Source organism: Leifsonia sp. 563, assembly GCF_040545055.1.
GTDB lineage: Bacteria > Actinomycetota > Actinomycetes > Actinomycetales > Microbacteriaceae > Leifsonia.
In genome coordinates, this window is record NZ_JBEPLE010000007.1 from 168,198 (window position 1) to 194,515 (window position 26,318).

The 26,318-nt window shown below is 70.4% G+C and carries 24 protein-coding genes; 8 read left to right on the forward strand and 16 right to left on the reverse strand.

Going from position 1 to position 26,318, the window contains the following annotated elements; genetic code table 11:
- The 3 genes from ABIC47_RS17480 (at position 1) to ABIC47_RS17490 (ending at position 4,792) form a co-directional block, all read left to right on the forward strand.
- Positions 1-2,343, forward strand: coding sequence for a HelD family protein (locus ABIC47_RS17480; RefSeq protein WP_354482434.1), 2,343 nt, complete (start codon positions 1-3; stop codon positions 2,341-2,343).
- A gap of 84 nt (positions 2,344-2,427) precedes the next feature.
- Positions 2,428-3,900, forward strand: coding sequence for a cardiolipin synthase (gene cls / locus ABIC47_RS17485; protein ID WP_354482436.1), 1,473 nt, complete (start codon positions 2,428-2,430; stop codon positions 3,898-3,900).
- Between the two features lie 118 nt (positions 3,901-4,018).
- Positions 4,019-4,792: a DUF4386 domain-containing protein gene (locus ABIC47_RS17490; RefSeq protein WP_354482439.1), complete on the forward strand. Its 774-nt coding sequence runs from the start codon at positions 4,019-4,021 to the stop codon at positions 4,790-4,792.
- 4 nt (positions 4,793-4,796) lie between these two features.
- Here the strand turns inward: ABIC47_RS17490 and ABIC47_RS17495 are convergent, their stop codons facing one another.
- Positions 4,797-5,216: a hypothetical protein gene (locus ABIC47_RS17495; protein ID WP_354482442.1), complete on the reverse strand. Its 420-nt coding sequence runs from the start codon at positions 5,214-5,216 to the stop codon at positions 4,797-4,799.
- On the reverse strand, positions 5,216-5,635 hold the full coding sequence (locus ABIC47_RS17500) for a hypothetical protein (protein WP_354482445.1): 420 nt from the start codon (positions 5,633-5,635) through the stop codon (positions 5,216-5,218). The genes ABIC47_RS17495 and ABIC47_RS17500 overlap by 1 nt, the downstream gene beginning before the upstream one ends.
- Before the next feature lie 133 nt (positions 5,636-5,768).
- On the opposite strand from ABIC47_RS17500, the gene ABIC47_RS17505 reads away from it, so the two are divergent.
- A complete protein-coding gene (locus ABIC47_RS17505; RefSeq protein ID WP_354482448.1) occupies positions 5,769-6,410 on the forward strand; it encodes a GNAT family N-acetyltransferase in 642 nt (213 codons plus the stop codon).
- Between the two features lie 6 nt (positions 6,411-6,416).
- Here the strand turns inward: ABIC47_RS17505 and ABIC47_RS17510 are convergent, their stop codons facing one another.
- The 13 genes from ABIC47_RS17510 to ABIC47_RS17570 form a co-directional block, all read right to left on the reverse strand.
- Positions 6,417-6,761, reverse strand: a complete 345-nt coding sequence (locus ABIC47_RS17510) for an ArsR/SmtB family transcription factor (protein ID WP_018191047.1) — start codon at positions 6,759-6,761, stop codon at positions 6,417-6,419.
- A gap of 61 nt (positions 6,762-6,822) precedes the next feature.
- A complete protein-coding gene (locus tag ABIC47_RS17515; RefSeq protein WP_354482451.1) occupies positions 6,823-9,501 on the reverse strand; it encodes a helix-turn-helix transcriptional regulator in 2,679 nt (892 codons plus the stop codon).
- A gap of 90 nt (positions 9,502-9,591) precedes the next feature.
- On the reverse strand, positions 9,592-10,719 hold the full coding sequence (gene wecB / locus ABIC47_RS17520) for a non-hydrolyzing UDP-N-acetylglucosamine 2-epimerase (protein WP_354482454.1): 1,128 nt from the start codon (positions 10,717-10,719) through the stop codon (positions 9,592-9,594).
- A gap of 215 nt (positions 10,720-10,934) precedes the next feature.
- A complete protein-coding gene (locus tag ABIC47_RS17525; RefSeq protein ID WP_354482457.1) occupies positions 10,935-12,836 on the reverse strand; it encodes a DUF459 domain-containing protein in 1,902 nt (633 codons plus the stop codon).
- Positions 12,833-13,417 (reverse strand): hypothetical protein, encoded by a 585-nt coding sequence (locus ABIC47_RS17530; RefSeq protein ID WP_354482460.1) that lies wholly within the window; start codon positions 13,415-13,417, stop codon positions 12,833-12,835. The genes ABIC47_RS17525 and ABIC47_RS17530 overlap by 4 nt, the downstream gene beginning before the upstream one ends.
- A gap of 14 nt (positions 13,418-13,431) precedes the next feature.
- On the reverse strand, positions 13,432-14,802 hold the full coding sequence (locus tag ABIC47_RS17535; RefSeq protein ID WP_354482463.1) for a glycosyltransferase: 1,371 nt from the start codon (positions 14,800-14,802) through the stop codon (positions 13,432-13,434).
- Positions 14,802-15,398: an exosortase R gene (xrtR, locus tag ABIC47_RS17540; RefSeq protein ID WP_354482466.1), complete on the reverse strand. Its 597-nt coding sequence runs from the start codon at positions 15,396-15,398 to the stop codon at positions 14,802-14,804. Before xrtR ends, ABIC47_RS17535 begins: the two co-directional genes overlap by 1 nt.
- Before the next feature lie 138 nt (positions 15,399-15,536).
- Positions 15,537-15,725: a hypothetical protein gene (locus tag ABIC47_RS17545; RefSeq protein WP_354482469.1), complete on the reverse strand. Its 189-nt coding sequence runs from the start codon at positions 15,723-15,725 to the stop codon at positions 15,537-15,539.
- A gap of 29 nt (positions 15,726-15,754) precedes the next feature.
- Complete coding sequence (locus ABIC47_RS17550; protein ID WP_354482471.1) at positions 15,755-16,402, reverse strand: peptide ABC transporter substrate-binding protein; 648 nt, start codon at positions 16,400-16,402, stop codon at positions 15,755-15,757.
- Positions 16,403-16,544: 142 nt separating this feature from the next.
- Complete coding sequence (locus tag ABIC47_RS17555; RefSeq protein WP_354482474.1) at positions 16,545-16,988, reverse strand: VOC family protein; 444 nt, start codon at positions 16,986-16,988, stop codon at positions 16,545-16,547.
- Between the two features lie 53 nt (positions 16,989-17,041).
- Complete coding sequence (locus tag ABIC47_RS17560; RefSeq protein WP_354482477.1) at positions 17,042-18,280, reverse strand: RNA polymerase sigma factor; 1,239 nt, start codon at positions 18,278-18,280, stop codon at positions 17,042-17,044.
- Complete coding sequence (locus tag ABIC47_RS17565) at positions 18,277-18,606, reverse strand: YciI family protein (RefSeq protein ID WP_018191036.1); 330 nt, start codon at positions 18,604-18,606, stop codon at positions 18,277-18,279. The genes ABIC47_RS17560 and ABIC47_RS17565 overlap by 4 nt, the downstream gene beginning before the upstream one ends.
- Before the next feature lie 96 nt (positions 18,607-18,702).
- Positions 18,703-20,094, reverse strand: coding sequence for a DUF1254 domain-containing protein (locus tag ABIC47_RS17570; protein WP_354482480.1), 1,392 nt, complete (start codon positions 20,092-20,094; stop codon positions 18,703-18,705).
- 171 nt (positions 20,095-20,265) lie between these two features.
- On the opposite strand from ABIC47_RS17570, the gene ABIC47_RS17575 reads away from it, so the two are divergent.
- The 3 genes from ABIC47_RS17575 to ABIC47_RS17585 are packed head-to-tail and all read left to right on the forward strand — an operon-like array spanning position 20,266 to position 23,933.
- Entirely contained in the window at positions 20,266-21,912 is a 1,647-nt protein-coding gene (locus ABIC47_RS17575) for a SulP family inorganic anion transporter (RefSeq protein ID WP_354482483.1), read from the forward strand.
- A 24-nt stretch (positions 21,913-21,936) separates the two neighbouring features.
- Positions 21,937-22,608 (forward strand): GAP family protein, encoded by a 672-nt coding sequence (locus ABIC47_RS17580; RefSeq protein WP_354482486.1) that lies wholly within the window; start codon positions 21,937-21,939, stop codon positions 22,606-22,608.
- 53 nt (positions 22,609-22,661) lie between these two features.
- Complete coding sequence (locus tag ABIC47_RS17585) at positions 22,662-23,933, forward strand: DUF1214 domain-containing protein (RefSeq protein ID WP_354482489.1); 1,272 nt, start codon at positions 22,662-22,664, stop codon at positions 23,931-23,933.
- A gap of 2 nt (positions 23,934-23,935) precedes the next feature.
- On the opposite strand, the gene ABIC47_RS17590 is transcribed toward ABIC47_RS17585, so the two are convergent.
- Positions 23,936-24,478: an adenylate kinase family protein gene (locus ABIC47_RS17590; protein ID WP_354482492.1), complete on the reverse strand. Its 543-nt coding sequence runs from the start codon at positions 24,476-24,478 to the stop codon at positions 23,936-23,938.
- Between the two features lie 69 nt (positions 24,479-24,547).
- Between ABIC47_RS17590 and ABIC47_RS17595 the strand changes: the two genes are divergently transcribed.
- Positions 24,548-26,212, forward strand: a complete 1,665-nt coding sequence (locus tag ABIC47_RS17595; protein WP_354482495.1) for a SulP family inorganic anion transporter — start codon at positions 24,548-24,550, stop codon at positions 26,210-26,212.
- The last annotated feature ends 106 nt before the right edge of the window (positions 26,213-26,318 follow it).

Genomic DNA, 26,318 nt, shown 5'->3' on the forward strand with positions numbered 1-26,318 from the left:
ATGACCCTTGCCCTCCCGACCCCGTTCGCTCTCGACGCCCATCCCGCCAAGGCCGCACCCGAGCTGATCGACGACGACGTTCGCCACTTCGCCCGGATCGAGGCGCGCCTGGCAGCCGAGCGCGAGGAGGTCGATGGTCGCCTCGCGGTGCTGCTGGCGACACCCGGCGGGAACGGGCAGGAGGCGTACGAGCGGGAGGTGGAGATCGTCCGGCTGAACCGGCGGGCACGGTTGCTGGGCCGGTTCGGGGCCGACCTCTGCATCGGGCGGGCGGTGGCCGACGCGGGAACGATCTACATCGGTCGCGCCGGATTGGCGGATGCCGACGGCGACCGGCTGCTGGTCGACTGGCGCACCCCCGCGGCCGAGCCGTTCTTCGGCGCCACGCTCGCGCATCCGATGGGGCTGACATCCCGGCGCCGCTATCGCTGGACCGACCGCCGCGTGACGGACTACTGGGACGAGGCCTTCACCGAGGCGGCCACCTCCTCCCCCGCCGCGCTCGACGACCAGTCGGCGTTCATCGCCAGCCTCGGCGCGAGCCGGACTCCGCGGATGCGGGATGTGCTGGGCACCATCCAAGCGGACCAGGATGCGATCATCCGCGCCGACGGCCAGGGCACCCTGGTGGTCGACGGCGGACCGGGCACGGGGAAGACGGTGGTCGCCCTGCACCGCGCCGCCTACCTCCTGTACTCCGACCCGCGGCTGCAGAGCGGGCATGGCGGCGTACTGTTCGTCGGACCGTCCCACGCCTACACCGACTACGTCGCCGACATCCTGCCGGGCCTCGGCGAGGAGGGCGTGCGCACCTGCACCCTCACCGACCTCGTGCCGGAGGGTGGAGAAGCCGTGCCCGAGCCGGACCGCCGCGTCGCGCTGCTCAAGGGCGACGGCCGGATGCCCGGGGTCGTCGAAGCCGCGATCCGGCTCTCTGAGCGCCCGCCGTCGCGTCCGACCGTGCTCGACACCCCCTGGGGCGAGCTCCGCGTCGGCCAGAGGGAGTGGGCCGAGGCGCTCGCCGCGGCAGACCCGGCCGCGCCGCACAACGACGCTCGGGCGGAGATCCGGGAGGCGCTGCTCGACATCCTGGTCGATATCGTCTCGACGCGGAACGGCGAGAGTGACGCAGTGCATCATGGCCGGTGGAGCGGCGCAGGGTGGGGTGACGCGGGGTGGGGCGACGCGGGATGGGATGACGGAGCGTCCTCTCGTGACGACGACGCCCCGCGCTGGGGGTTCGACGACGAGCTGGAGTTCGACGCCTACGGGCTGGCCGGTGGAAGGACGGACGCCGACGCGATCCGGCGCACGCTGACCGACGATACTGACCTGCCTGCGGTGTTCGACACGGTCTGGCCGCTCCTCGACCCGGCCGCGATCGTCCGCAGGCTGTGGAGCTCCCCGGCCTTGCTGCTTCGCTGTGCGCCGTGGCTGACCACCGATCAGGCCGCGCTGCTCCAGCAGGCGCCGTCCGACCCGTGGACGCTGTCCGACCTCCCGTTGCTCGATGCGGCTCTGCAGCGCGCGGGCGACCCCGAGCGGGATCGCCGCCGCCGCGCGGAAGCAGCGCGAGCGGCCGCCGATAATGCCGTGATGGACGATGTCATCCACGACCTCATCGCGACAGACGACTCCGACCTCAAGACGATGTCGATGCTGCGAGGGCAGGACCTCCGTGCAGCGCTTGACACGTACACCGGCCAGCCCGCCTCCTCCACCGAGCTGCTCGCCGGGCCGTTCGCCCACATCATCGTGGACGAGGCGCAGGAGCTGACACCGGCCGAGTGGGCGATGGTCATCCGGCGCGTTCCGTCGCACAGCCTGACGGTCGTCGGCGATCGCGCGCAGGCCCGGCACGGCTTCCGGGAGATCTGGATCGAGCGGCTCGCCGATGTCGGGCTGCCGGGCGCGACGGTGGCGACGCTGTCCGTCAACTACCGGACACCGGTCGCCGTCATGGAGCAGGCCGCGCCGGTGATCCGCGCCGTCCTGCCCGACGCCAACGTGCCGACGTCGATCCGCGACAACGGCATCCCGGTGCGGCATGCGCAGGCTGCCGACCGCGACCGCATCCTCCGTGACTGGCTGGATGCCCATCCGGAGGGCACCGCCTGCGTCATCGGCGACGACGCCTTCGCGGGGATGCCGCGCGTCCGCTCGCTCAGCGCCGTCGAGGCCAAGGGACTCGAGTTCGACCTCGTGCTCCTCGCGGCGCCCGGCACACGTCAGGGCGGCGACGCGCCCGATCGCGCGGGCGGCATCGAGTCGGCGGTCGACCGCTACGTGGCCATGACCCGGACGACCGGCGAACTCGTGATTCTCGACCCGTCCGACTACTGACTTCCCGCCTCGCTCGCCCGCTGCGATACTTCGGACGACCATCCGCCCGGCCGCTGCGCCGGCACGGATCAGGAAGGCGGCCGCATGAACGGTGATCAGCTCTCGTTGCTCGGCGGCATCCTGATCCTCGCCGACCTCGCCATCCGTATCGCGGCCCTCATCATCGTGCCGCGCGACCGCAAGCCGACCGCTGCCATGGCGTGGCTTCTGGCGATCTTCCTCATCCCGTTCGTGGGCATCCTGCTGTTCCTGCTCATCGGCAATCCGCGTCTGCCGAAGAAGCGACGGGAGAAGCAGGATGAGTTGAACCGCATCATCACGGACCGCGCGCAGGGCATCGAACTCGTCGACGGGCGCGGGTCCTGGCCGGACTGGTTCGCCTCGCTCGTGCGGCAGAACCACGAGCTCGGCGCCCTCCCCGCGGTGGGCGGCAACGCGGCCACGCTGATCGGGGACTACCGCGCGTCGATCGACGCGATGACAGCGGACATCGAGACCGCAACCCGTTTCGTCCACGTCGAGTTCTTCATCGTGTCGTGGGATGCGACCACGAAGCCGTTCTTCGCGGCGATGGAGCGCGCGGTGCAGCGCGGAGTGACGGTGCGTCTCCTCGCCGACTACGTCGCCTCCCGTCGGGCGGTCGACAGCGACAAGACGTTCGCGGAACTCGACCGGATCGGCGTGAAGTGGAGCTGGATGCTCCCGGTCCGCCCGTTCTCCGGCGAGTACCAGCGGCCGGATCTGCGCAATCATCGCAAGCTCGTCGTCGTCGACGGCCTCGTCGCCCACATGGGGTCGCAGAATCTCATCGACCGCAGCTACAACACGCCAAAGAACCTGAAGCGCGGCCTCCAATGGCAGGAGTTGATGACGCGGATCACCGGCCCGGTCGTCGCCGAGACGAACGCCGTGTTCCTCTCCGACTGGTACCTCGAGACCGGCGAACTGCTGGGCGCCGACGCACAGGTGAGGGCCGTGGATGTGCCCGCCGACCCGTCCCCCGAAGCGCTCGTCTGCCAGGTGGTCCCGAGCGGCCCGGGATACGGCGAGGAGAACAACCTGCGCCAGTTCCTGACGCTGGTCACGTCGGCGCAGCGGAAGGTCATCATCACGAGCCCGTACTTCGTCCCGGACGAGGCGATGATGTACGCCATCACAACGGCCTGTCAGCGGGGTCTAGAGGTGCAGCTCTTCGTCTCCGAGGTCGGCGACCAGGGCGCTGTCTGGCACGCACAGCGGTCGTACTACGAGCCGCTGCTGCGCGCGGGCGTGCAGATCTGGCTGTACCCGGCGCCGTACATCCTGCACTCGAAGCACCTCTCGATCGACGACGACGTCGCCGTGATCGGGTCGAGCAACATGGACATCCGTTCGTTCGCGCTGAACTCGGAGGTGACCCTGCTCGTGCACGGCCGCTCGTTCGTCGAGCAGATGCGCGCGGTCGAGCAGGGCTATCGCGACGCGGGCAGGCAGCTGACGCTCGAGGAGTGGAAGCGGGAGCCGAAGTCGGCCACCTTCCTTGACGGGGTCGCCCGGCTCACCTCCGCGCTGCAGTAGGCGCGCGATGTCCCGCCGCCGGGAGAAACGAGTCGCCTGAGATCCGCGGACCCGGCGTAGCCTGCGCACATGGCCCTCGGCATCCGCCGCGCTCCATCGACTTTCGAAGGAGCACACCATGGCCGCACACACCGACATCACGCCTCCGACGACCGCGGCTCCGCCCTCGCGGCGCCGCATGTCACCGTCGAGACGGGTGTCCCTCACCGTCGGGATCCTCTACGTCATCACGTTCGTGTCCATCCCCACGTTGGGGCTGTATGCGCCCATCAAGAACAACGTCGGCGGGTTCATCCTGGGTGCAGGCAGCACGACCGCCGCGCAGTGGGGTGCGTTCTCCGAGGTCATCGTCGGAGTGGCCGGCATCGGAACCGCGATCGTGCTGTACCCCCTCGCCCGTCGGATCAGCCCGACCGCCGCCCTGGGCTTCGTCGCCGCCCGGCTCGTGGAGACCTGCCTGATCTTCGTCAGCGTCGTCAACCTGCTCACGATGATGACGTTGCGCGCAGACCTGGCCGGCACCCCCGGGGTGAGTCCCGCGCTGACGACGATGGGTCACGGCCTGCTCGCGAACTACACCTGGACGTTCCTGCTCTCGGGGAGCCTGATGCCCGTCGCGTGCGACCTGTTCATCGGCTACCTGCTCTTCCGGTCCGCGATCGTCCCCCGCTTCTTCCCGATCGTCGCCTTCATCGGCGCGCCGCTGCTCCTCGCGTCCGACATCGCGGTGTTCTTCGGCGCGTACCCCTCGGTGTCTCCGCTTGCCGTCCTCGCCGCGCTGCCCGTCGCCGTGTTCGAGCTGTCGCTAGGCGTCTGGCTGATCGTGAAGGGCTTCACACCGCGGCCGGTGACCGCCGAGTTCGACACGAGCAGGCAGGTCGCGGTGGTCTGAGCGGTCAGCCGGCGGCGCCGCGCTCTCGCTGGATTCGCCTCAGCAGGCGGAGGTACCTCCGTTGCGATGGACCGTAGTCCTGGATGTAGCTGCCGATGACTTCGACGATGTCGAGGCGCCAGCGCAGCGGGATACCGTCGATCTGCGCCGACAAGCCCTCGACGAGGTCGGTCCCGGGATTCACGTCCCGAAGCCGGAAGTCCGTGGGTGGCTCCTTCATGGAATAGCTGTCTTCATCCTCGCGGCGGAAGTCCCTGTCGAGCGCTTCGTATACCCGTTCGACGACCCGCTCCATGTCCACATCCAATTCGACGAGCTGCCGCGGTGTGAGTGCAGCAAGCCGGGCTCGGAGGTCGGGCTCCAGGTAGGCGGCGGTGTCCGCGGGGTGGACGGTGTTGTAGCCGCGGCCGGGCGGGCTCCACATCAGATGTCGATCCCCAGTGCCTGGGCCAGCCGCTGTGCCAGTGCCCGCACCTCGTCGTCGTGCCACGTCAGCGAGCGCGTGCCGTCGTCCGAGACCGGCACGATCGGGAGGTCCGTGGTGCCGGCGCCGGTGTGCACCCGCAGCACGATGGCCAGGGCCACCTGCGGGAACGGCGGCGACGAACGGGTCTCGCCGACGGACACGGCGTTGACGGCCGACGCAGGCAAGTCCCAGAGCACCTCTCCCCCGCGCCCGACGAAACCGACGTGTTCCGCATCCACCACCACGGCGTATTCGCGGGGCAGGCGAACCCCGCCCAGTGACCTGATCGCCCGCGTGGTGGTGGGGAATCGCACAGCGCGCACCGCCGAGCCGGCCGGGCGGCGGGCCAGCGGATCGGACGCCATCGGATCGGACACCCTCGGATCATAGAGGATGCGCCCGCCTGCGTTCCCGCTATGAGCCGCTTGCGGCGCTCTCAGACTGCGGCCGGGGTCTTGCAGCCGCGTCATCGACTCGCGCCGTAGCGTCGCATCCGAGAGGAGGCGGCCGATGATCGCCCTGTCGCACGATCCGTCGGGTGGACGGCTGCTGGCGTCCCTCCGCGCGCTGCGCGAGCCTCCCGCCCTCCGCGAAGCGGTCGTCGCGCGCGAACTACGCACTCCGCGCCTCCTGCTCCGCCCGTATCGGCTGACGGACCAGGCCGACTGGATGCGCATCGAAGGGGACGAGAGGATCCGGTGCGGACTCGGCTGGCCGCCCCGCACAGAGAGGGAGGCCCTCCGCCACCTCCGGGATCGCACGCGCCACAGGGCGCTTTCCGTTCCCGGCGACCTCCTCGTGCTCGCCGTCGAACGGGACGGCCACGTGATCGGCGACGTGTCCCTGCACCTGCGCACGACCGCGGCGGAGACCCGGACCGCCGAGATCGGCTGGCTGCAGCTGACCAGCGCCTGCGGACACGGGTATGCGACGGAGGCGGCGAGGGCGATGCTGGAGTTCGCCTTCCGCGACCTGGAGGCCGCGCTCGTGACGGCGGTGATCGACAGCACGAATGCGACGTCCGCAGCGCTCGCCGCGCGACTCGGGTTCCTCCCCGCGCAGGACACCGGGCGGCGGAGGACGTTCGTGCTCACGGCGGTCAGCGCCGGGTTGACCCTGGTGCAGAACGCTCAGCGCTGCGAAGAACGGTAGGGCGGATCAGGCGCAGTCGCAGGCCTCTCCCCCGCAGCATCCCGGCTCGACATAGAGCACGACGCGAAGGAGCTCGTCCAGTGCCGGCGCCAGGTGACCGTCGGCCAGGCGGTACCAGGTGCGCCGCCCGTCCGGCACCGCCTCGACGAGGCCGCAACCCCGCAGGCACGCCAGCTGGTTCGACATGACCTGCCGGGAGACGCCCAGCGCATCGGCGAGGTCCGACGGATACGCGGGCGCCTCGCGCAGTGCGAGCAGCACCCCGACGCGGGTCGGATCCGACAGGGCGTGCCCGAAACGCGCGAGCGCCGCGGTGTGGGTGATGCTGGCGGTCGCAGTGGCGGTGGTCATGCGAAAGACAATACAGCGGCTGCTGAATTAAGGAAACACTGAACTGCCGCTGCCGGTGGTCTCAGGCCGCCTCCGGGTTCCACTGGTCGCGCAGGTCGCTCCGGCTGCCGAGGCCCAGCTTCCGCAGTGCCCGGTACACGTGGTTCTCGACCGTTCGCACGCTCAGGTAGAGGCGCGTCGAGATCTCCCTGTTGGTCAGCCCCGAGCGCGCCAGCAGGGCGACTTCGCGCTCCCGGTCGCTCAGCCTGCCCTCGCCGTCGAGGCGCCCGCTCGGGTTGGCGGTCAGCGACGCGGCGACCCGCTCCCCCACCAGGATGCTCCGGTCCGAGGCGCTCAGCGGCGCCTTGCCGGCCGCATCCCGGCGCCGGTCGATGAGGTGCAGGGCGGTCGCGGTCAGCCGGAGGTCGTTCCCGGGCGGCGCGGTCCGCAGCGCGGCCGCGACCGCGTCCGGGTCGCCCGCGGCGAGGGCGGTGTGGAGGCGCGCCCGGCTGTCGAAGAGCGCGGCCTCGCTGGAGCTCGCGACGTGGGCGAACCGCTGTGCGCGCTGGTCGCTGAGCGGCGCACTGATCGCGCTGAACCGGCGGAGTGCGGCGGCCACGTAGCCCTTCTCGAGGTCGGCCTCCCCCGCCCGCCACAGCAGTTCATCCGCCTCGTCGGGGTCGCCCTCCGCCGACGCGAGGTGCGCCCGCCCCCATTCGGCCTGCGTGCCGAACAGCGGGCGGTGGCCGTCGTCGAGCGCATCCAGCTCCCTCTGGAGCACCTCGGCCAGCTCGGTGTTGCCGCTCTGCGCCTGCACGACCGCGCCCAGCGCGACCAGCCGTGGGTAGGTCCGGTTGTCCGGCCCCGGCGTCCCCTGGCGGAGCACCAGAGAGATGGTCCGCCAGGTCGCCGCGAGGTCGCCCTTCAGGTACAGCGCTTCGGCGAGGCCGACCGAGTGGATGCGGATGCCCACCGCATCCAATTCGGCATACGCCTGCTCCAGCCGCTGCCGCGACAGGTGCTCGGCCTCGTCGACGCGGTTCAGCATGAGCAGCGCGTCCGCCCGCTGGGCGTCCAGGTAGCGGTTCGCGTGCCGGAGGTGGCGCGAATCGGGCAGGCCGTCGAGGAGCTCGAGCACGCGGGCGGGGCGGCCGAGCTCCAGAAGCAGCCAGCAGTGCAGGTTCGCGGCCCAGGCCCGCGCGAATCCACTCGGCTGGTCGGCCAGGCAGGCGTCGAGCAGGTCGGCGGAGAGCGTCGCGCCCTCCGCCGGCGCGCGCACGACCGACCAATACGTGCAGAGCAGGATGTGGTGGGCACCCACCAGCGCCTCGCACCGCGCGAGGAACGCGGCGATATCGCGGTCCGTCGCACCCGACCAGATCAGCCACTGGAGCTGGAGCAGGCAGAACTCGGCGCGTGCCGCCTCCACGTCGCCGTCGCGCAGTGCCGTGTCCGCGAACACCTCCGCGAAGGCGTCCGTGTCCGGCCGGCTGAGCAGGGTGTGCAGGTAGACGATCGCGTTCCCGATGCCGGGGTCGGCCATCCAGCGCGTCCGCGCCTCCGCCTGCTCGCCTGCGACCCGCTGCTCGACGTGCGAGGCGAGGTCGGTCGCCCAGCGCCAGTAGTCGTCGACCTGCGCCCGGTCGCTCACGTACAGGCGGTCGGTCGCGCTGTCGGGTGCCGGCAACGGCGGCGTCGATGTGGATGCGGCGCCCAGTACCGAACGCAGCCGGTCGGTCAGCTCGGCACCGCGGAAGTCGGATGTCCGTGCCCGGAGCGCGCGGCCGAGGGCCGGGGGCGACACGCTGACCAGCCGGCCGTCCGTTCCGCGGTGGAGGGCGATCCGTCCGCGTTCGGCGAGACGGTGGAGCGGCGCGGTGCCGACCAGTCGCTCGGCGTCGTCCGACGTGATCGATCCGGCCCAGGCGAGCGCTTCGAGCGCATCCACCTCGTCGGATCCGAGGCGAGAGGTCAACGCGTTGGCGACCGCGTCGAGCGGGATGCCGTCCAGCGGACCGGTCTGGGTCCATACGCCGTCGACCAGGTCGATCGCGCCCGCCCAGCGCCCGCCGTCGACGAGCGCGGTCGCGACGCGCGGGTTGCCTCCCGAGTGGGTCGTGATCGCGGTGATCAGCGCAGAGTCCGGCGTGCCGGACAGGCGCCAGGTGAGCAGCGACGAGATCCCCCAGTATCCGAGCGGGGCGATGCGGACCTGCGCGGGAGACCGCTGGCCGATCAGGTGCCGCACGGGTCGAGCGTCGTCGTCCGCGCTCCCCCTGCCACTCCGGTCGAGCGGCAGGTCGAGCCCGGCGGTGCCGACCAGGCGGCTGCTCGTGGTCTCCAGCAGGCGCTCGACGACGAGCACCGACTCCTGGTCGAGGAGGTCGACGCCGTCGATGAGGATGACGTTGCTGCGGCCCTGCAGTTCGGGCGTCAGGATGCGCACGATCTCCGCGGGCACCCAGCGATGCTTCGGCTGGTCGAGCGCGACGAGGTCGTGGAACAGGAACGGCGCGAGAGCGGTGTCGCGGCTGGACCGCGAACCCGACAGCATCAGGACGTTGGTGCCGCGGTCGAGGAAGAGCTCGCGCAGCTGCTGCGCGAGGTGCGTCTTGCCCGCTCCGTCGTCGCCGAGGATGAGCACGTCCTGACCGTGCGAGACCCAATCCCGCGTCGCGATGATCGCGGGGTTGCTCGAGGCGCTCTGCCCCGCGCCCACCACGTCGGCCCACTCCCGTTCCTGCTGCGTCGCCACCCGCATCTGTCGCTCCCCTGATCTCCCCGGACGGCGGAGCTGGGATCAGTCCGCCTACTCAGGAGGACGAGGTCAGAATGCTGGCATTACGGCGGCTCAGCGAACGCTCAGAGTTTGTTCAGCCTGGCGGGCGAGCAGGGAGTGGATGGCCGTGGCGATCCGTGCCGACGCCGATCCGTCGCCGTACGGGCTCGGCGTGCGGGCCAGTTCGGCGTGCTTCGCAGTCAGGCCGTCCAGCCATTCGTTGACGATGAGGGAGATCTCCGGTCCGGGGTTGGTCCGCTCGGCGAACGTGCCGATGACCTCGGGACGCTCGGTGGAGGCGCGCACGACGAGGAGCGGCCGCTTCAGCACGCTGCACTCCTCCTGCACGCCGCCGGAGTCGGACACCAGCACCGCAGCGTTGCCCGCAAGCGCCAGGAACTCCGCGGGCGGCACCGGGTCGATGACCGTCAGCGGTGCGAGCAGGTGCGACAGCCCCGCTTTCTCGATCCGGGAGCGGGTCCGGGGATGCAGCGGCGCGACGACCTCGGCGTCGATCTTCGCGAGCTCCTCCAGGATCGCGGTGAGCACCTCCAGCGGGTCGGTGTTCTCGGGCCGGTGGAAGGTGGCGAGCACATAGCGGTTCGGCGTCAGCCCGTGGGCGTCGAGCACGGCGGAGGCTGCGCGGTCGTCGAGGCGCTGCGCATCCACCGCCTCCACCACGGTGTTACCGGTCAGCAGCACGCGGCCCGCAGCGACGTTCTCAGCGCGGAGGTTCGCCACGTTGGTAGAGGTGGGAGCGCAGAGCAGGTCGGAGAGATGGTCGACCATCACGCGGTTGTGCTCCTCGGGCATGGCCCGGTCGAAGCTGCGGAGGCCGGCCTCCACATGAATGAGGGGGATGTCGTGCGCGTTCGCCGCGAGGGCGCCGGCGAGGGTCGCGTTGGTGTCGCCCTGGACGACGACCGCGCGCGGAGGCCGCTCGGCGAAGTGCACATCCAGCTGGTGAAGGGCCGACGCGACCTGGACGGCACGGGTGGCGCCCCCGACGTCCAGCACGGCCTCGGGCTCGGGCAGGCCGAGCGAGGTCCAGACGTCGCCGGAGAGCGCCGGGTCGTAGTGCTGTCCGGTATGGAAGACGCGGGCCTGCTCCCCCAGCTCGGCGATGATGCCGGCCAGCTTCACCATCTCCGGTCGCGTGCCGAGCACGACCGCGATTCCGGTCCGGGCGGGTGTTCTCATGGGAGGGTTCCTTTCAACAGGGGCGAGTTCAGCGTTGTCTGCGATCCGGGCGTTGAGCGCGGGATCGGCGGGCATTGCGTAGTGGATGCGCGGCCCGGGCGGCGCGGCTGAGTAGTCGGCCGGGGTGATGAGTGGGGGCGGTGGTGAGTGGGGCGGCGGTGAGTGGTGGATGCGGTGAGCGGTCGTGAGTGGTGGTGGATGCCGGCTGGCGCCGGTCAGCGGCGGTTGGCGTACGCGACCGCCGCGCCGAGCCACGGCGCGATGTCGCGCAGGCCCGCGTCGCTGAAGTGGACGCCGTCCACGTACAGCGGGTCGCCGTCGGCCGTGGAGGTGGTGCAGCGTCCGTTCGGGCAGACCTTGCCCTTGAGGTCGAGCAGGGTGACCTCGGGGGTGGCGGCGACGAACTCGGCGATCAGGGCGTCGTGTGCGGCAGCCGCGTCCGGCTTGGTGACGGGCGAGTCGGACCGGGAGTTGGTGAGCAGCACGGGAACGCCCGCTGCGGCGATGATCGTGCGCAGGGTCTCGAGCTGGTCGCGGTAGTGGGAGCGCGCCTCCGGGTGGGCCAGGTCGGTCCACTTTCCGTCGAGCTTCTGGCCGACCGCATCCCAGCCGAGGGTGATCAGCACGACATCAGGATGGGCCTCCGCGAGCGCGTCGCGGTAGCGCTGCTCCCAGGGCAGGCAGTCGCGCGGAACCGCGAGCTCCGGCTCCTCCGGGGTGCGGGTCTGCTCGGGCGAGAAGATCCCGCATCCGCCGACACTCCGGTCGACGATCGAGGTGCGGACGCCCGCCTCCTCCAGCGCGAGCGCGGAGGCGAAGTCGGCGCCGAGCGAGTCGCCGAGGGTGAGCACGCGCACTCCCCCGCCCGCCGTCGTCTGCGCGGGCGGGGTGCCGGCGACCGCGATCAGGGTGGCGCACACGGTGACCGCCGTGGCGGCGAGCAGGCTGCCGGGCTTGCGCCACCGAGCGCGGCGCAGCGGCTCGGCGACCGCGAAGTGGAGCGCCAGTCCGCACAGCACGCTGAGCGGCAGCACGCTGGTGAGCAGCCCGAGCGGCGGGGTGCCCGGGCTCAGCGTGCTGACCAGCCAGATCAGCGGCAGGTGGACGAGGAAGATCGAGTAGGACGCGCGCCCGAGCGTGACGAGCACGGTCCAGCTGAGGAACGCGGTGAGGATGCTCGGGCCGGTCAGGCTCCACACCAGCACGCCGGCGAGCACCGCGACGGCCGCGAGGCCGCCGTAGTACAGCCACGACGCGTGGTAGGTCTCGGCCGCGATGCTCAGCTGGACGATGAGGAAGGCTGCGACGACACCGACGATCGAGCGCACCAGGACACGGCGCCCGCGCTCGGTCCGGGCGAACGGCCGCCGCTCGCGGACCGCGATGATCAGGCCGGTAGTCACCCCGGCGGCCAGGATGAGGGCGTGCGTGTCCGTGCCGAGGTACGCGCGATCTGCACCGGAGGTGGAGAAGACGTACGCGGTCCAGATCGACAGCTGCAGGAACAGCCCCGTGCTCACCCAGGCCGCGATGGCGACCCGCGTCGGCCGGGTGGCGACCGTCAGCGGACGACCGCGGCGGTGGACGAACAGGATGAGCAGCAGGATGGGCGGCCAGATCAGGTAGAACTGCTCGGTCACCGAGAGCGACCACATGTGGCTCAGCGGCCCGGGCGCGACCGCCTCCCAGTAGGCATCGCCGTTGAGGATCTGCTCCCAGTTGGCGATGTTCGCCAGCGAGGCGAGCGCGTGCGGGAGGAAGTCGGCGCGTTCGGTCGGTGAGCCGAGAATCCATACCAGCACGGCCGTGATGGCGAGCGTGACGACGAGCCCCGGCAGCAGCCGCTTCACCCGCCGGGCGTAGAAGCGGCCGACGCGGACCTCGCCGCGGAAGTACTCCCGCGTCAGCATCAGCGTGACGAAGACGCCAGAGAGGACGAAGAACACGTCGACGCCGAACAGCCCGTTCGTGTAGAAGCCGGTGTGGTAGACGACGATCGACAGGACGGCGACCGCGCGCAGCCCGTCGATCGCCGCGTAGTGGCGGAATCCGGATCGCCCCGCGTCGCCCCCTCGGGGAGCGAGGAGGGCGGACGCGAGGGTGCTGCGGCCCCTCACCGGCTCAGGACGCGGTCGGCGGAGGCCTCGGCGCCCTTCGGGTCGCGGGTCAGCGCGGCGGTGCCGGCCGCAGTCTTCTGTGCTGCCCCCTCCGTCGCTTCGCGACGACGCTTGCGCGCTCGCGCGACGGTCAGGCTGATGCCGCTGACGATGACGAGGAGCACGCTGGCGGCCCCGAGGATCATCCAGTTCTCGAACAGCGGCTTCTCCTGGTGGGCGACCTCGAACGTCGCGACATCGCTGGTGATCTCGCCCCACGCGTTCTGCCTCGCGGTGACGGAGGTGGAGCCGTCGCCCATGTCGACGACCGAGGTGCACGACCAGCCGGAGCCGGTGACCTTGGCCGCGCACAGCACGGTCCCCTGCGGGTCGCCGACGACGACGGATGCGCCCGGCGCGCCCGTCCCGCGGAACTCGGGGTTCTTGGAGTCTGCCCGGGTGAAGTCGACGGGGGCGGTGATCGCGACGACCGCGTGCTCGCTCTTCGGGGCGGCCTCCTCGGCGGAGGCGAGGCCGGCGCCGGAGGTGGCGAGGACGACCCCGATCCCGGCGGCGGCGAGACCGATGCGGATGCTCTTCATTGTTCGTTGATTCCTTAGCGTGACGCGGGCACGGAGGCGGCCGCGGAGGTGGTGGACGGGGATGCGGTCGCTTCCCCGGGTTCGGCCGACCGGGCGGTCTTGTCCCACCCGGTGCGGCCCTGGATCATCCGCAGCAGCGCTCCCCAGGCGCAGGCGAACGAGAGGTAGTTCATGACGAGGAAGGCGTGACCCATGAGGATCGCCCAGCCGAGCCCGACCCGCCGGTCGCGTCGGAGGTACACGACGGTGGTGAGGATCGACGGCGCGAACGTGAGCACGTACCAGGCGACCAGGCCGACGACGAGCGACAGCGGGCCGTCGACGTACGAGAACACGGAGTCGGCGCGGACGATGAACGTGAACAGCAGCCAGTGCCAGAGGATCGACCAGGGCAGGTCGAACAGCCACGGCACGGAGAGGTAGGCGGACATCTCGAACATGCGCGCGTTGGAGAGGTCGGGGTTCTTCCAGATGTCGACGATGCGCTTGCCGGCCGTCATGTGGCCCTGGTACCAGCGGCGGCGCTGCACGATGAGCCGGCGGAGGGATTCGACGCCCTGCTGGTCGACCGAGGCCGCGGGAGTCGTCTCCAGCGTCCAGCCCTTGATGAGCAGCGAGATGGCCAGATCGAGGTCTTCGGTCAGGGAGGCCGACCACGGCATCCCGTCGAGTCCTTCCAGGGCCGACATGCGGGTGAACTGCCCGTTGCCGCCGAGGCTGACCGTGCCGGTCTTCCGGCGGCCGAACTGCGTGATGGCCGACATCGACCAGAACTGGAAGTCCTGGAAGCGGGTGAGAAAGTTGGTGTTGCGGTTGCGGATGCGTACGGCGAGCTGCAGGCCGCCGACCTTCGGGTCCTCGAAGATCGGGAGGACGTGCGAGAGCGCGCCGTCGGAGAGGCGGCCGTCGGCATCCATGACGCAGATGAGCACGCGGGCCGGGTTCTGGCCGCGCTCTTCGACGAGCCGACGGACGAGCAGGTAGGCGTCGTTGAGCGCCTCCCCCTTGCCGGTACGTGCGTTCGGGAGCTGCCGGCTGAGCACGATCGTGTTCGGTCCGCCCTGCTCGCGGGCGACCTCGGCCGTGCGGTCGTCGGAGGCGTCGTCGATGACGATGGTCGTGCTGCGACGGCCCGGCGCAAGGGCCGCGACGGTTGCGCCGATGACGGCTTCCTCGTTCAGGCACGGCACCAGGAAGTAGACGTCGAACGTCTCCGGCTCGTCGAGGAACGGCTGCTCGTAGCGGGCGTCGCCCTGCACGCCGAGCTTGGTCTTGTTCTTGCGGAGCTCGTGCATCCCGGCGCCCATGGCGGCGAGGAAGTACACCAGCGACAGGGAGATGACGACACCGGCGATGGTGTTCAGGACGGGGAAGAGCAGGTCCATCAGCGCACCGTCTTCCTGGTCGAGCGGAAGCGGCGCCGCGGACGGCGTCGCGGGACGATCCCGAGGAACACGCCCAGGCTGACGACGAGTCCGGCGGTCATCAGGAAGCTGCCGCCGAGGCTGTGCGCCCACTCGAAGCCGTCTCGTCCGTGCTCGGAGAGCACCCACGCGAGGCCGACGATCCGCACCTGGTTCAGCAGGATCATCAGCCCCGCGCCGAGGGCGGTGGCGACGATGACACGCACGGTCCGCAGCCGCGGGAGCATCAGGAGCAGCCCGCCGAAGATGACGATGCTGCCGGCGTAGAGCGCGATAGAGCACTCGATCGTGATGCGCAGCGCGAGGAACGTGTCGTGCACGCCGAAGACGACGGCCGGGGTTCCTGCGCTGAGCGATGGGAGGGCGTTGGTCGCGAAGAGCGCGTCGACCAGCCAGGCGCCGACCTGCGCCTCGAGGAGGCGGGCGGAGTACTCCTTGACCAGGAAGAGGATGCCGATCGCGACGACGGCGAGGCCGAGGAGGATGCGGGCCGCGGTCAGCAGCCGTCGGGCGGTGGGTCTGGAGGGCGCGGGGGCGTCGGGTGCGATGGTGGACATCGTCGGGTTCCTTCGTGGGCTCGGGAAAGCAGCCCACGGCGGTGGGCGGATGAACGGGTGTGGGGCGGCGCGGAAAGGCCGGTGAGGCCCCGGGGTCGCGCTAGGGACGCGACCCCGAGGGTTCTGCTGCTCGGCCGGTCAGGCCGAGGCGGCCGTCGCCGCGAGGGTGGCGCGACGCCGACGGATGTAATTGGCGCGCACCAGCGCCAGCCCGACCAGGACGAACGCGGCCGCTACGAACGTGTAGGCGAAGGCGTCGAATCCGGTCGTGGCGAGGGCTGTGGCGCCGGCGATCCCGCCGACGATCGGGGTTGCGGTTCCGTACATGACGTCACCTGTCCAATCTCGTGGGAGTGTTACGCCTGCTCGGCGTTGCGGCGGCGAAGGAACACGATGCCGGAGAGGCCGAGACCAGCGATGGCGGCTGCGCCGCCGATCGCCGGGGCGATCACGGGGGTGTCGGGCTGGTCCTCGGTCCAGGTGAACGTGGCCGACGGCTTAATTTCGTCCGTGGTCTGCCTCAAGTCGAACGTCAACTGCGTCTGGAGGGCCGTGGGCGTGACCTGGCCGAGCTTGAGCGTCGGAATCTTCACCTCCGTCATGGTGGGCACAAGGCCCGGCGTATTGATCTGCAAGGTCCATATACCAGTGGTGCCCTGCGGGTAGATGGTGTAGGTGAGCCCGTCAATTGACGTGGTGTAACCCTGAGCGGGATTTCCCGGGATTCGCTCAGTGCCAGGCACGCCGTTGAAGCTGTTCTGCCAGACGGTGCCCGCCGGCAGACCGAGTTCGATGTGAACGGCGCCGAGTGGCTCGCTCAGGGTCCAGGCCGTGCCGGTCATTGCTACGTCCAGGTCTTGACCAGCGGTTCCAGTTGCGCTGATCAGGGTGCCACCGGGGGTCGCCACCTGTGCGGCGAAGGCCGGAGCAGCCGTGAGGACGCCGGCGCCTCCGATCCCAGCCACGAGAACGCCGGCTAGTACGGCGTTGCGAAGTTTCGTCATAGTGTTCCTTTCGGGTGTTCGCTTCCACGAAGGAAGCTCACCCAGGATCACCGGCCCCTTACTCCTACTCAGGCGGAATCGGGCCTATAGAGTAGTGCGCTGCGTGCCCGCCGGGGCGCTATTGAGTAGTCCGCAGGACCACTCACTCCGCGGAGGGCGTCAGCTTCTGCGCCAGCATCAGCAGGATCCCGCTCGGCCCGCGCAGGTACGTCAGCTTGTAGATGTCCTCGTAGGTCGCGACGCCGCGCAGCGGGTAGTAGCCGTGCCGGGCCGCGATCGCCAGCGACGCGTCGATGTCGTCGACGGAGAACGCGACGCGGTGCATCCCGATCTCGTTCGGGAGCGTCGGCCGCGTGGGGATCGCGTCCGGGTGCAGGTACTCGAAGAATTCGAGGCGACCGTGGCCGTCCGGCGTCTGCAGCACCGCGATCTTCGCGTGGTTGCCGTCCAGCCCGACCGCGGTGTCCGCCCACTCCCCGCTGACCGTGTCGCGCCCGAGCACGGTGAGGCCCAGGTCGGTGAAGAAGGCGATCGCGGCTTCGATGTCGTCGACGGCGATGCCGACGTTGTCCAGGGCGATGGGCATGGGACGTCTCCTTGAGAGGTCGGACGGCGGTGGCGCCATGCTATCGGGCCGAATCAGCGCGCGGCGAGGCGCTCCAGCTGCCGGGTCAGGTAGGCGGTCTCGGCCGCGTTGTCCGTCAGCGCGAGCGCGGCCTCGTAGGCGGCGCGCGCATCCACCTCCCGTCCCAGCCGCACCAGCAGCAGTGCGCGCGCAGCGTGGAACGGGTGGTAGCCGGACAGCTGCGGGGCGAGCGCGTCCAGCAGCGCGACACCGGCCGACGGGCCGTCGCGCTCCCCCACCGCGACCGCGCGGTTCAGCCGGACGATGGGCGACGGATCGAGCACCGCCAGCTGGTCGTACAGTGCGACGATCTGCGCCCAGTCCGGCGCGTCTCCATCCGTGTGCACGGCGTTGATCGCCGCCAGCAGCTGGTACCGGCCGGGCGGCTGGCCCGACACCAGCCGTTCGCGCACCAGCGCGTGGCCCTCGGCGATGAGGGACGCATCCCACATCCCGCGGTCCTGCTCCCCCAGCGGCACCAGCTCGCCGGTGGACGAGACGCGGGCGTCGCTCCGCGCCTCGCTGAGGAGCATGAGCGCGAGCAGGCCGGTGACCTCGCCGTCGTCCGGCAGGAGTTCGTGGAGGAGCCGTGCGAGACGGATCGCCTCCCGGGTGAGATCGCGCCGCACGGGCGCAGTGTCGGGGCCGGAGGCGAGGTATCCCTCGTTGAAGATCAGGAAAAGCACCGTCAGCACACCGGAGACGCGGTGCGGCAGGTCCTCAGCGGTCGGCAGTCGGTACGGGATGTTCGCTGCCGCGATCTTCGCCTTCGCCCGGGTGATGCGGGCGCCCATCGTGGTGTCCTGGACGAGGAACGCGCGGGCGATCTCGGGCACGCTGAGGCCACCCACCATCCGCAGGGTCAGCGCGATCCGCGCCTCCATCGCCAGAGCGGGATGACAGCACGTGAAGATGAGCCGCAGCCGGTCGTCGTCGACCGCGCCGACCGGCTCGGGCTGCGTGTCGTACACGAGGTGCGCCTCCCTGTGCCGGGCGTCGCGGGTGCTCTCGCGGCGGATGCGGTCGATCGCCTTGCGGGTGGCGGTGGTGGTGAGCCACGCGCCGGGATTCGGCGGGATGCCGTCGACGGGCCACCGCTCGGCGGCGGTCGCGAAGGCCTCGGCGGCGGACTCCTCCGCCAGGTCGAGGCTGCCGAACCGCTTGGCGAGGGCGGCGACCACCCGCGCCCACTCCTCTCGGTGGGCCCGGGTGAGGGCGTCGTGCGCGGCGGTGACCCGTCGAGGACTGGTCACACGACGAGGAGGGGTCGCACCTCGAGCCGGCGGTTGCAGGCCTTGGAGCCCTCGGCCATCAACTCCAGGGCGACGTCGAGGTCGGGTGCTTCGATGAGCCAGAACCCGGCCGCCCACTCCTTCGCCTCGACGAACGGGCCGTCGGTGAAGACGGGCTCGTCGCCGCGCCCGTCGATGACGGTGGACACGGACGGGTCGGCCAGTCCGCCGGCGAACACCCAGTGGCCGCCGGCCCGCAGCTTGTCGTTGAAGGCGTCGATGGCGACCGCCTCCTCCTCGGTGCCCGAGTTGCTGCGGCTGTCGATGACGTTCACGAGATACTGCATGCGCTCATCCTTTCCCTTCAGGCCGCCTCCTCGCGGCAGCCTCCACCCCTGCTACGAACGCGGGCCTCACGTTTCGACAGTTCGGGCGGATCCACTTCAGACGGGGACGATGTCCCCGAGTTTCCAGCTGCGATCGAAGTACGGCTCGAGCGGGCCGTAGAGGCGGAAGTACGAGAACCAGTGCTTGCCCGGGATGGTCTGCACCCAGTTCGTGTCGCCGGTCGCGGGCGGTGTCGGGCCGAAGAACAGGTCGACGGAGCCGTCGGCGTTCGTGACCAGCTCGGGGTCGCGTGAGCCGCGGTCGCCGCGCTGCTGCTCGGTGTCGATCAGGCAGCGTGTGGCCACGTCGTAGACGGTGGCCGACCAGAACAGCTTCGCCGGAACCTCCGCGGGCACGTGGAGGGTGTAGTTGCGGCCGCCGTCGAGCCACGCGCCGTCCCCGTCGGTGTACGCGCCGAGGTACGCCTGGCCGACGCCGGGGGTCTGGCTCTTCATCGCCTCCGAGAAGCTGACCGCCTCGTAGAACCAGGAGGCGCGTTCGAGCAGCTCGTCATATCCATCGCCGCGCTGTGCGGAGTCGTCGAGGACGATCGCCTGCTCCCAGCGGCGGTCCGGCCAGTAGGTGCCCTGCGCGAACCGCTTGGCGAACGTGTTCGCCTGCGCCATCAGCTCCCCCGCCGCCGCTCCCTGCTCCAGGATGCGGATCAGGCGCTCCGACGGCTCGAACGGCTTCCCCTTCTCGATGCCGAGCTGCTTGAGCATGGCGAGGTAGAAGCGGTCGCGCTCGTCGACCACCTCGCTCTGGTAAATGTCGTGCAGCCGCCTCCAATAGTCGAGCCCACGCGGCTGGTCGCCGGTCCAGGGGCGGCCGTCGGGCGACACGATGCGCGTCGGTGCCGGGTTCTCGCGATCGGCGTACGGATAGATCCGCACGGCCCGCACCAGGGCGTCGGCACGCTCCGGGTCGGGGTCGAGGGTGCGGAACCCGAACATGATGTTGACGCCGGAGGACCGCAGGGTGCGATAGTCGTCGCCGAGCCCATCCGGCTCGTCCATGCCGGGGCCGAGGATGACGTACTTGCCGCCTTGACCGCGGTCCGGGCCCATCTCGCCCATCGCACCCACCTCGCGCTGCCAGAAGTCGGAGACCCCTCCCGCCGTCGGTCCGGCGGGCAGTTCGATCACGAGCGGCCCGCTGGCGGACAGGTCGAAGAAGTTCAGGATGTACGGGGTCGTCGCGTTCGCCGTGATCAGTCCCAGCCGATCCCGGTAGCTGAGGTACCGCACCAGGTCGCTTCCGGTGGCGCCGAACACGTCGTAGTGCTGCGTCTTCCATTGCGCGTAGGAGACGAGCGGCAGGGCCCAGAGGTACGCCTGGCAGGCGAGCTGGTAGTCAAGTTCGTCGAAGATCGTCGGGATCGCCTCGCGCGACGGGAGATCGCCGTCGCTGGGGAGGTCGGCCAGTCGTCCGGGCAACTCGACGGTCATGGTTTCGTCCCTCCGACGAGGTCGGGTCGACGTCCCCCGACCGTACGATGCGCTCGCGTCGTCGCGGCACGTGGCGCCAGGATATTGATCGAGCGGGCCAGCGTCTAGGGGCGGGATCCGGCGAAAATCAGGCTCTAGCGCGGCCCATCCGTCTCCCCCCAGACTGAGCGCATGCAGCGACCGCTCGCGGGTCTCACCTGGCGCAATGCCGGCGGTGAGGCGGTCGCGGGCGTCACGCTGCTGGCCATCGCCGTGCCGCTCAACATCGGCTACGCGCAGATCGCCGGGCTGCCGCCCACGGCCGGGCTGTACGCCCTTGTGCTCCCCGCGATCGTGTACGCCCTGATCGTGTCGTCCCGGCAGCTGGTGGCGTCGCCGGATGCGGCGGCGGCCGCTCTCGTCGCCTCCTCTATCGGCGGACTGGCGGTCGCGGGAACCGCCGACTACCTCACCCTGGCGTTCGCGCAGGCGATCATCTGCGGCGTGCTGTTCGTGTTCGCGGCGGTGCTCAAGCTCGGGTTCCTGGCGAACTTCCTCTCCAAGCCCATCCTGGTCGGGTTCGTCGGCGGGCTGGCGCTCGACATCCTGGTCAGCCAGATCGCCAAGATGCTCGGGGTCACGATCGACTCCGGCGCCGAGTTCACCGACAAAGTGGGCGCGCTCGTCACCGGGCTGCCCACGCTGAACGGATGGTCGGTGCTGATCGCCGCCCTCTCTGTGGTCGTGCTCGTGGTCGGCAAGCGCGTCGCCCGGGCGGTCCCGTGGGCGTTGATCGTGCTCGTCGTCGCGACCGTGGCCGTCGTCGCCAGTGGGCTCGAGGCGCAGGGAGTCGCCGTGCTCGGCCCGGTGGATGCGGGTCCGCCGGCCCTCACCTGGCCGGTGCTCGATTGGGGTCGCTGGCTCGCCCTCATCCCCTCGGCCATCGCGTTGACGCTGGTGACCATGGCCGAAGGGCTGCTCGTCGCACGCAGCTACGGCGAGAAGCACCGCTACGGCACGAGCCCCAACCGCGACCTGCTCGCGTTCGGGGCGGCGAACGTCGCCGCCGGCGCGACCGGCGGATTCGCGGTCGGGTCGTCGACCTCGCGCACGGCCGCGATGGACCAGGCAGGATCGCGCACCCAGCTGCCGTCACTGGTCGCGGCCGTCGGCACCCTGCTGCTGCTGGTGTTCGGCACGGGACTGCTGGAGCACATCCCCTCGCCTGCCATCGGCGCGATCGTGGGGGTCGCGATCATCCCGCTGCTCGGCATCCGTGAATTCGGGGAGCTGTGGCGGCAGGACCGGTTCGAGTTCGCGATCGGCGCCGTCTGCTTCGTCGTGACCGTGCTGATCGGGGCGATCCCGGGCATCTTCGTTGCCTTCGTCCTCGCGCTGATCAACCTCGCTCAGCGGGCCTCCTCCCCCGCGATCGACGTGCTGGAGGCGGACGGCGACCCGCACTCGTCGCTGCTCGACCCGGCGCCGCACGGAGCGACGACGGCCCCGGGCATCGTGATCATCCGTCTCGCGGCTCCCCTGTTCTTCGCGAACGGGTCGGTCTTCGCCGACGCCGTCAAGCGCGCGGTCACCTCGGCGAGCGGCGTCCGCAACGTCGTACTCGACCTCGAGGCGGTGACCGACATCGACGTGACCGGCGCCGTGGCCTTCGCCGGTCTGAAGGGGTGGCTGCACGACAACGGCGTCGCCCTGTCATTCAGCCGGCCGCGCACCGAACTCGTCGACCGGATGCGCGACCTCGGCGTGCTCGACGACGAGCGCCTCTACCCGACCAACCGGGCCGCGCTCGCGGATCTCGGCGCACCCTCCGTCGGCTGACGGCCACGAGAAAGCAGGACACCCATGGGACCGGTCATCGGAGACGTCATCCCGCTCGCGCTCGGCGTGGCGATCAGCCCGATCCCGATCATCGCGGCGATCCTCATGCTGCTGTCGCCGAAGGCGCGCGGGACCAGCCTGGGCTTCCTCCTCGGCTGGCTGCTCGGCATCGTCGTCGCCGTCGTGGTGTTCACCCTCCTCTCGTCGGTCCTCCCGCAGGGCGACCCGGACGAGTCCAAGCCGATCCTGGGCACCGTCGAGATCGTGCTGGGCCTGCTGCTGCTCGTGCTCGCGGTGCAGCAGTGGCGCGGCCGCCCGAAGGTCGGTACCGAACCGGCGCTGCCGAAGTGGATGTCGGCGATCGACACGATGACGGGTGCCCGAGCGCTCGTGCTCGGCTTCCTCCTCTCCGCCCTCAACCCGAAGAACCTGCTCATGGGTGTGGCCGCCGGCGTCGCGATCGGCTCCGACGCGCAGACGACGGCGGAGACAGTCGTCGCGGTGATCGTCTACACGGTCATCGCCGCATCCACCGTCGCCATCCCCGTGATCGCCTACCTGGCCGCCTCCGCCCGGATGGCCCGGCCGCTCGAATCCCTGCGCATCTGGCTGGTCTACAACAACGCCACCATCATGGCCGTGTTGCTCCTGGTGATCGGCGTCGTGCTGATCGGCAAGGGGCTCGGGGAGTTCTGACGGCCGTCCACTTCCCTATCGCGGCATCGGCCGCCCCCGAGATCGGAGAACGCATGAACGGAACGGAAGCCGCGGCGATGCCGACGGACCAGGAGATCGTCGACGCCTACCTGTACCTGTTCGGTCGACTGCTCGTCGCCCGCCAGGAGAACCACGACATCGACGTCGAACGGGTCGGCTGGAACACCATCAAGTACAACCCGCTCGGCTCGGCGGAGTTCGTCAACCCGAACCTGGATGTCGCCTACCTGGAAGCGTGGATCGCCGTCGACCCCTCCCATGCGGTCACGCTGCAGGTGCCCGAGATCGTCGGCCGCTACTACACGGTGCAGGTCGTGGACGTCTGGGGCGAGGTGATCGCCAACATCAACGAGCGGAACTTCCCCGACCATCCCTTCGGCGCGGTGGCGTTTCGCCTCGCGGGCACGACGCCGCCGACCCCGGACGGCGCACTGGTGATCGACCTCCCCGGGCGGAAGGCGAAGATCCTGGCCCGAGTCGAGCTGAAGTCGACCCCGGATGAGGCCGTCGCCCTCCAGAAGAGCTTCCGAATCGAGGCTCCCGACGGGATCGTGATCGACCCTCCGCCGACCATCCCCGACTTCAGCAACGCGAGCCTGCCGGGTGCCGATGCCTTCGCCGCCGGGCCGGCGCTCCTCGCGACCGCACCGGACGCGATGCCCGATGCAGCCCGCTATGCGCGGCTGGTCGAGGTCATCGCCGATCGCATCGCGGATGACTCCGCCGCCACCGCGGCGGTCGACGAGGTGATCCGCACGAAGGCCTGGCCTGCCTTCCTCGCCGGAACCAAGGGATTCGGCACCCAGCGCAACGGCTGGTCGGTGGCGTTCGCGGCCGGCCGCTTCGGCAACGACGTGCTCGCGCGGGACATCGTCGACTATGGCGGCCTGTGGGCGAACACGGTCGACGAGGCCATCTACGACGTCGGTCAGCTGGGCAGCGATGGTGCGCTGCTCGACGGCGGGGCGGCGTACGAGATCCGCTTCCCGGCGGACGAGCCGTCCAACCTCGTCGACGCGTTCTGGTCGCTGACGCTCTACTCCGTCCCCGACTACCGGGTGGTCCCCAACCCGATCGACCGTTACGGCATCAACTCCGAGTCGCCGCTCACCCCCAACGACGACGGATCGGTGAGCATCTGGATCGCACCGAAGCGACCGGCCGCATCCCCGGAGGCCAACTGGTTGCCCTCGCCGGCCGGGAGCGGGTTCTCCCTCAACCTGCGCCTCTACGTCGCCCGGAAGCCGGCCCTCGCGGGCGAGTGGTTCCCGCCGCCGATCGCGGTGGTGTCGACGGCCGGGTGAGGTCAGGGGGTTGGCTTCCAGCCGACCGTGCGGAGGATGTCGACCGCGACCTCCTCCGGCGTCCTGCCCGTCGTGTCGATGCGCATCACGGACTCGGGGGCGTGGGCTTCCAGCCGCACCGCGGCCGCCGCACTGCGCGCCAGGTGGGCGTCGAAAGATGCGCCGCGCTCGCGCTGAGCCAGGCGTCCCCGGACCGCTCCGTCGCTGCCCTGCAGGAGGACGGCCGCGATCTCCGCATCCTCGCCGAGTGCCTGCCGCAGCTGCGGGATGGTGACCACGGCCGCCGTGTTCGTGTAGACGACACGGTCGTATCCCAGTTCGCGGTAGTTGGCCCACATCGCGGCGAGGTTTCGCTCTGCCAGTTGCGCTTCCGGATACGCGCTCCATGGTGCCGGGTGTGCCAGGTCGAGGTTGTCACCCTCGATGATCGCGTGCGCGACGTCGCCGGCCGAGAGGATGTCGTGGATCGCCAGCGCGACCGTCGACTTCCCGACTCCCGAGCGGCCGCCGATCAGCAGCGCCTTCGTCGCAGTGGTGGTCGGCACGGTGGGAATCTATCCGAGGGCTCAACTGCTGTCCAGCCGCGAGCGGCGGCCGTCGCTACCCTGTGGCCTGTGCGCGCCAAGAAGCGACGGCTGCGTCGCCGTGACATCGTCAAGGACGCCATCGCCGGGATCGTCCTCGGCATCGAGAGCGTGCCGGACGGCCTGGCGTCCGGGCTGCTCGCAGGCGTCAATCCGCTCGCCGGTCTCTACGCGTACCTGTACGGGATGGTCGGCGCGGCCGTGCTCACGAGCAGCACGTTCATGGCGGTGCAGGCGACCGGGGCGATGGCCCTCGTCATCCAGGACGCGAACCTGGAGACGCGTCCCGACCCGGACCGCGCGCTTTTCACGCTCGCCCTCATGACCGGGCTGGTCATGTGCATCGCCGGGTTGCTGAAGGGCGGACGGCTGATCCGCTTCGTCCCCGCCGATGTCATGACCGGGTTCATCACCGCGGTGGGTGTCAACATCATCCTCGGCCAGCTGTCGGCGTTCACCGGCTACTCGGGCGAAGGCAGCAACCGGGTGACGCGGTCGATCGACCTGCTCCGGCACATCCCGCAATGGAGCATCCCGACCGTGATCGTCGGTGCCGTCACGATCCTCACCATCGTCGTGCTGCAGCGCACACCGGTGGGCGGGTTCGGGCTCGTGATCGCGGTCGTCGTCGGGTCTCTGACGGCTGCCGCTCTGAATCTGTGGGTGGATGCGCGGGTGCCGCTGCTCGGCGACATCGTCGTGGTCCCGGCCGGGCTGCCGTTGCCAACGCTGCCCTCGATCGGCGACGTCCCATATCTGCTGATCCCCGCTGTGTCCCTGGCGCTCGTCGGACTCATCCAGGGCGCGGGGGTTTCCGCGGGCATCCCGACGGCGAGCGGGCGGCCGGCGAACGCATCCCGCGACTTCATCGGGCAAGGCGTCGGCAACATCGTGTCGGGGCTGTTCCGCGGAATGCCCGTCGGCGGGTCGATGTCGGGGTCCTCCCTGTTGGTCACTGCGGGAGCGCGGTCGAAGCTGGCGCTGTTCGTCGCCGGGGTGACGATGGCGCTGGTCATCGTGTTCGCGTCGGGCATCGTGGCGCTCACGGCGATGCCGGCGCTCGCCGGGCTGCTCATGACGATCGGCTACGCGGCCATCAAGCCGAGCCGCGTCTACTCGGTGGTGAAGAGCGGGATCCTGCCCACAGCGGTCATGACGGTCACCTTCGTGCTCACCCTCGTCATCCCGTTGCAGTTCGCCGTGCTCGCCGGAGTCGGGCTCGGCATCATCCTCTTCGTCGCCCGGCAGTCGAATCGGCTGCGGGTGCGGCAGGTGCACCTCGACGCGAGCGGCGGGATGCGCGAATCGGACCCGCCGGCCACCGTCGGCACGCGCGAGGTAATCGTGCTGCAGCCGTACGGGAGCCTGTTCTTCGCGAGCGCGCCCTCGTTCGAGCGGCAGCTGCCGAGCGTCGACGAGGAGACGGAAGGCTCGGTGGTGATCATCCGGCTGCGCGGGACCGACGAACTGGATCTGGCGCTCATCGACTCCCTCCGCCGGTACGCCCGCAGTCTGGCCGCCGCCTCATCCCGGTTGAAGCTGGTCATCAGCGAGGCGGCGGTGCGCCAGCAGCTCGCCGCGAGCGGGCTCCTCGCGGAGCTCGGCGAGGAGAACGTGTACCAGGGCACCGAGTGGATCGGCAAAGCGGTGCAGCTCGCCTGGGCCGATGCTCAGCGCTCCGTCGCCCGAGAGTGACCCCTCTCTCGTATCCGCCCACCGTCGAGTCCGCACAAACTGCACGCTGTGAGCCGCCGGAGCGTGCAAAGTTTGCGGACTCGACGGTGGGCGGAGGGGTGAGATG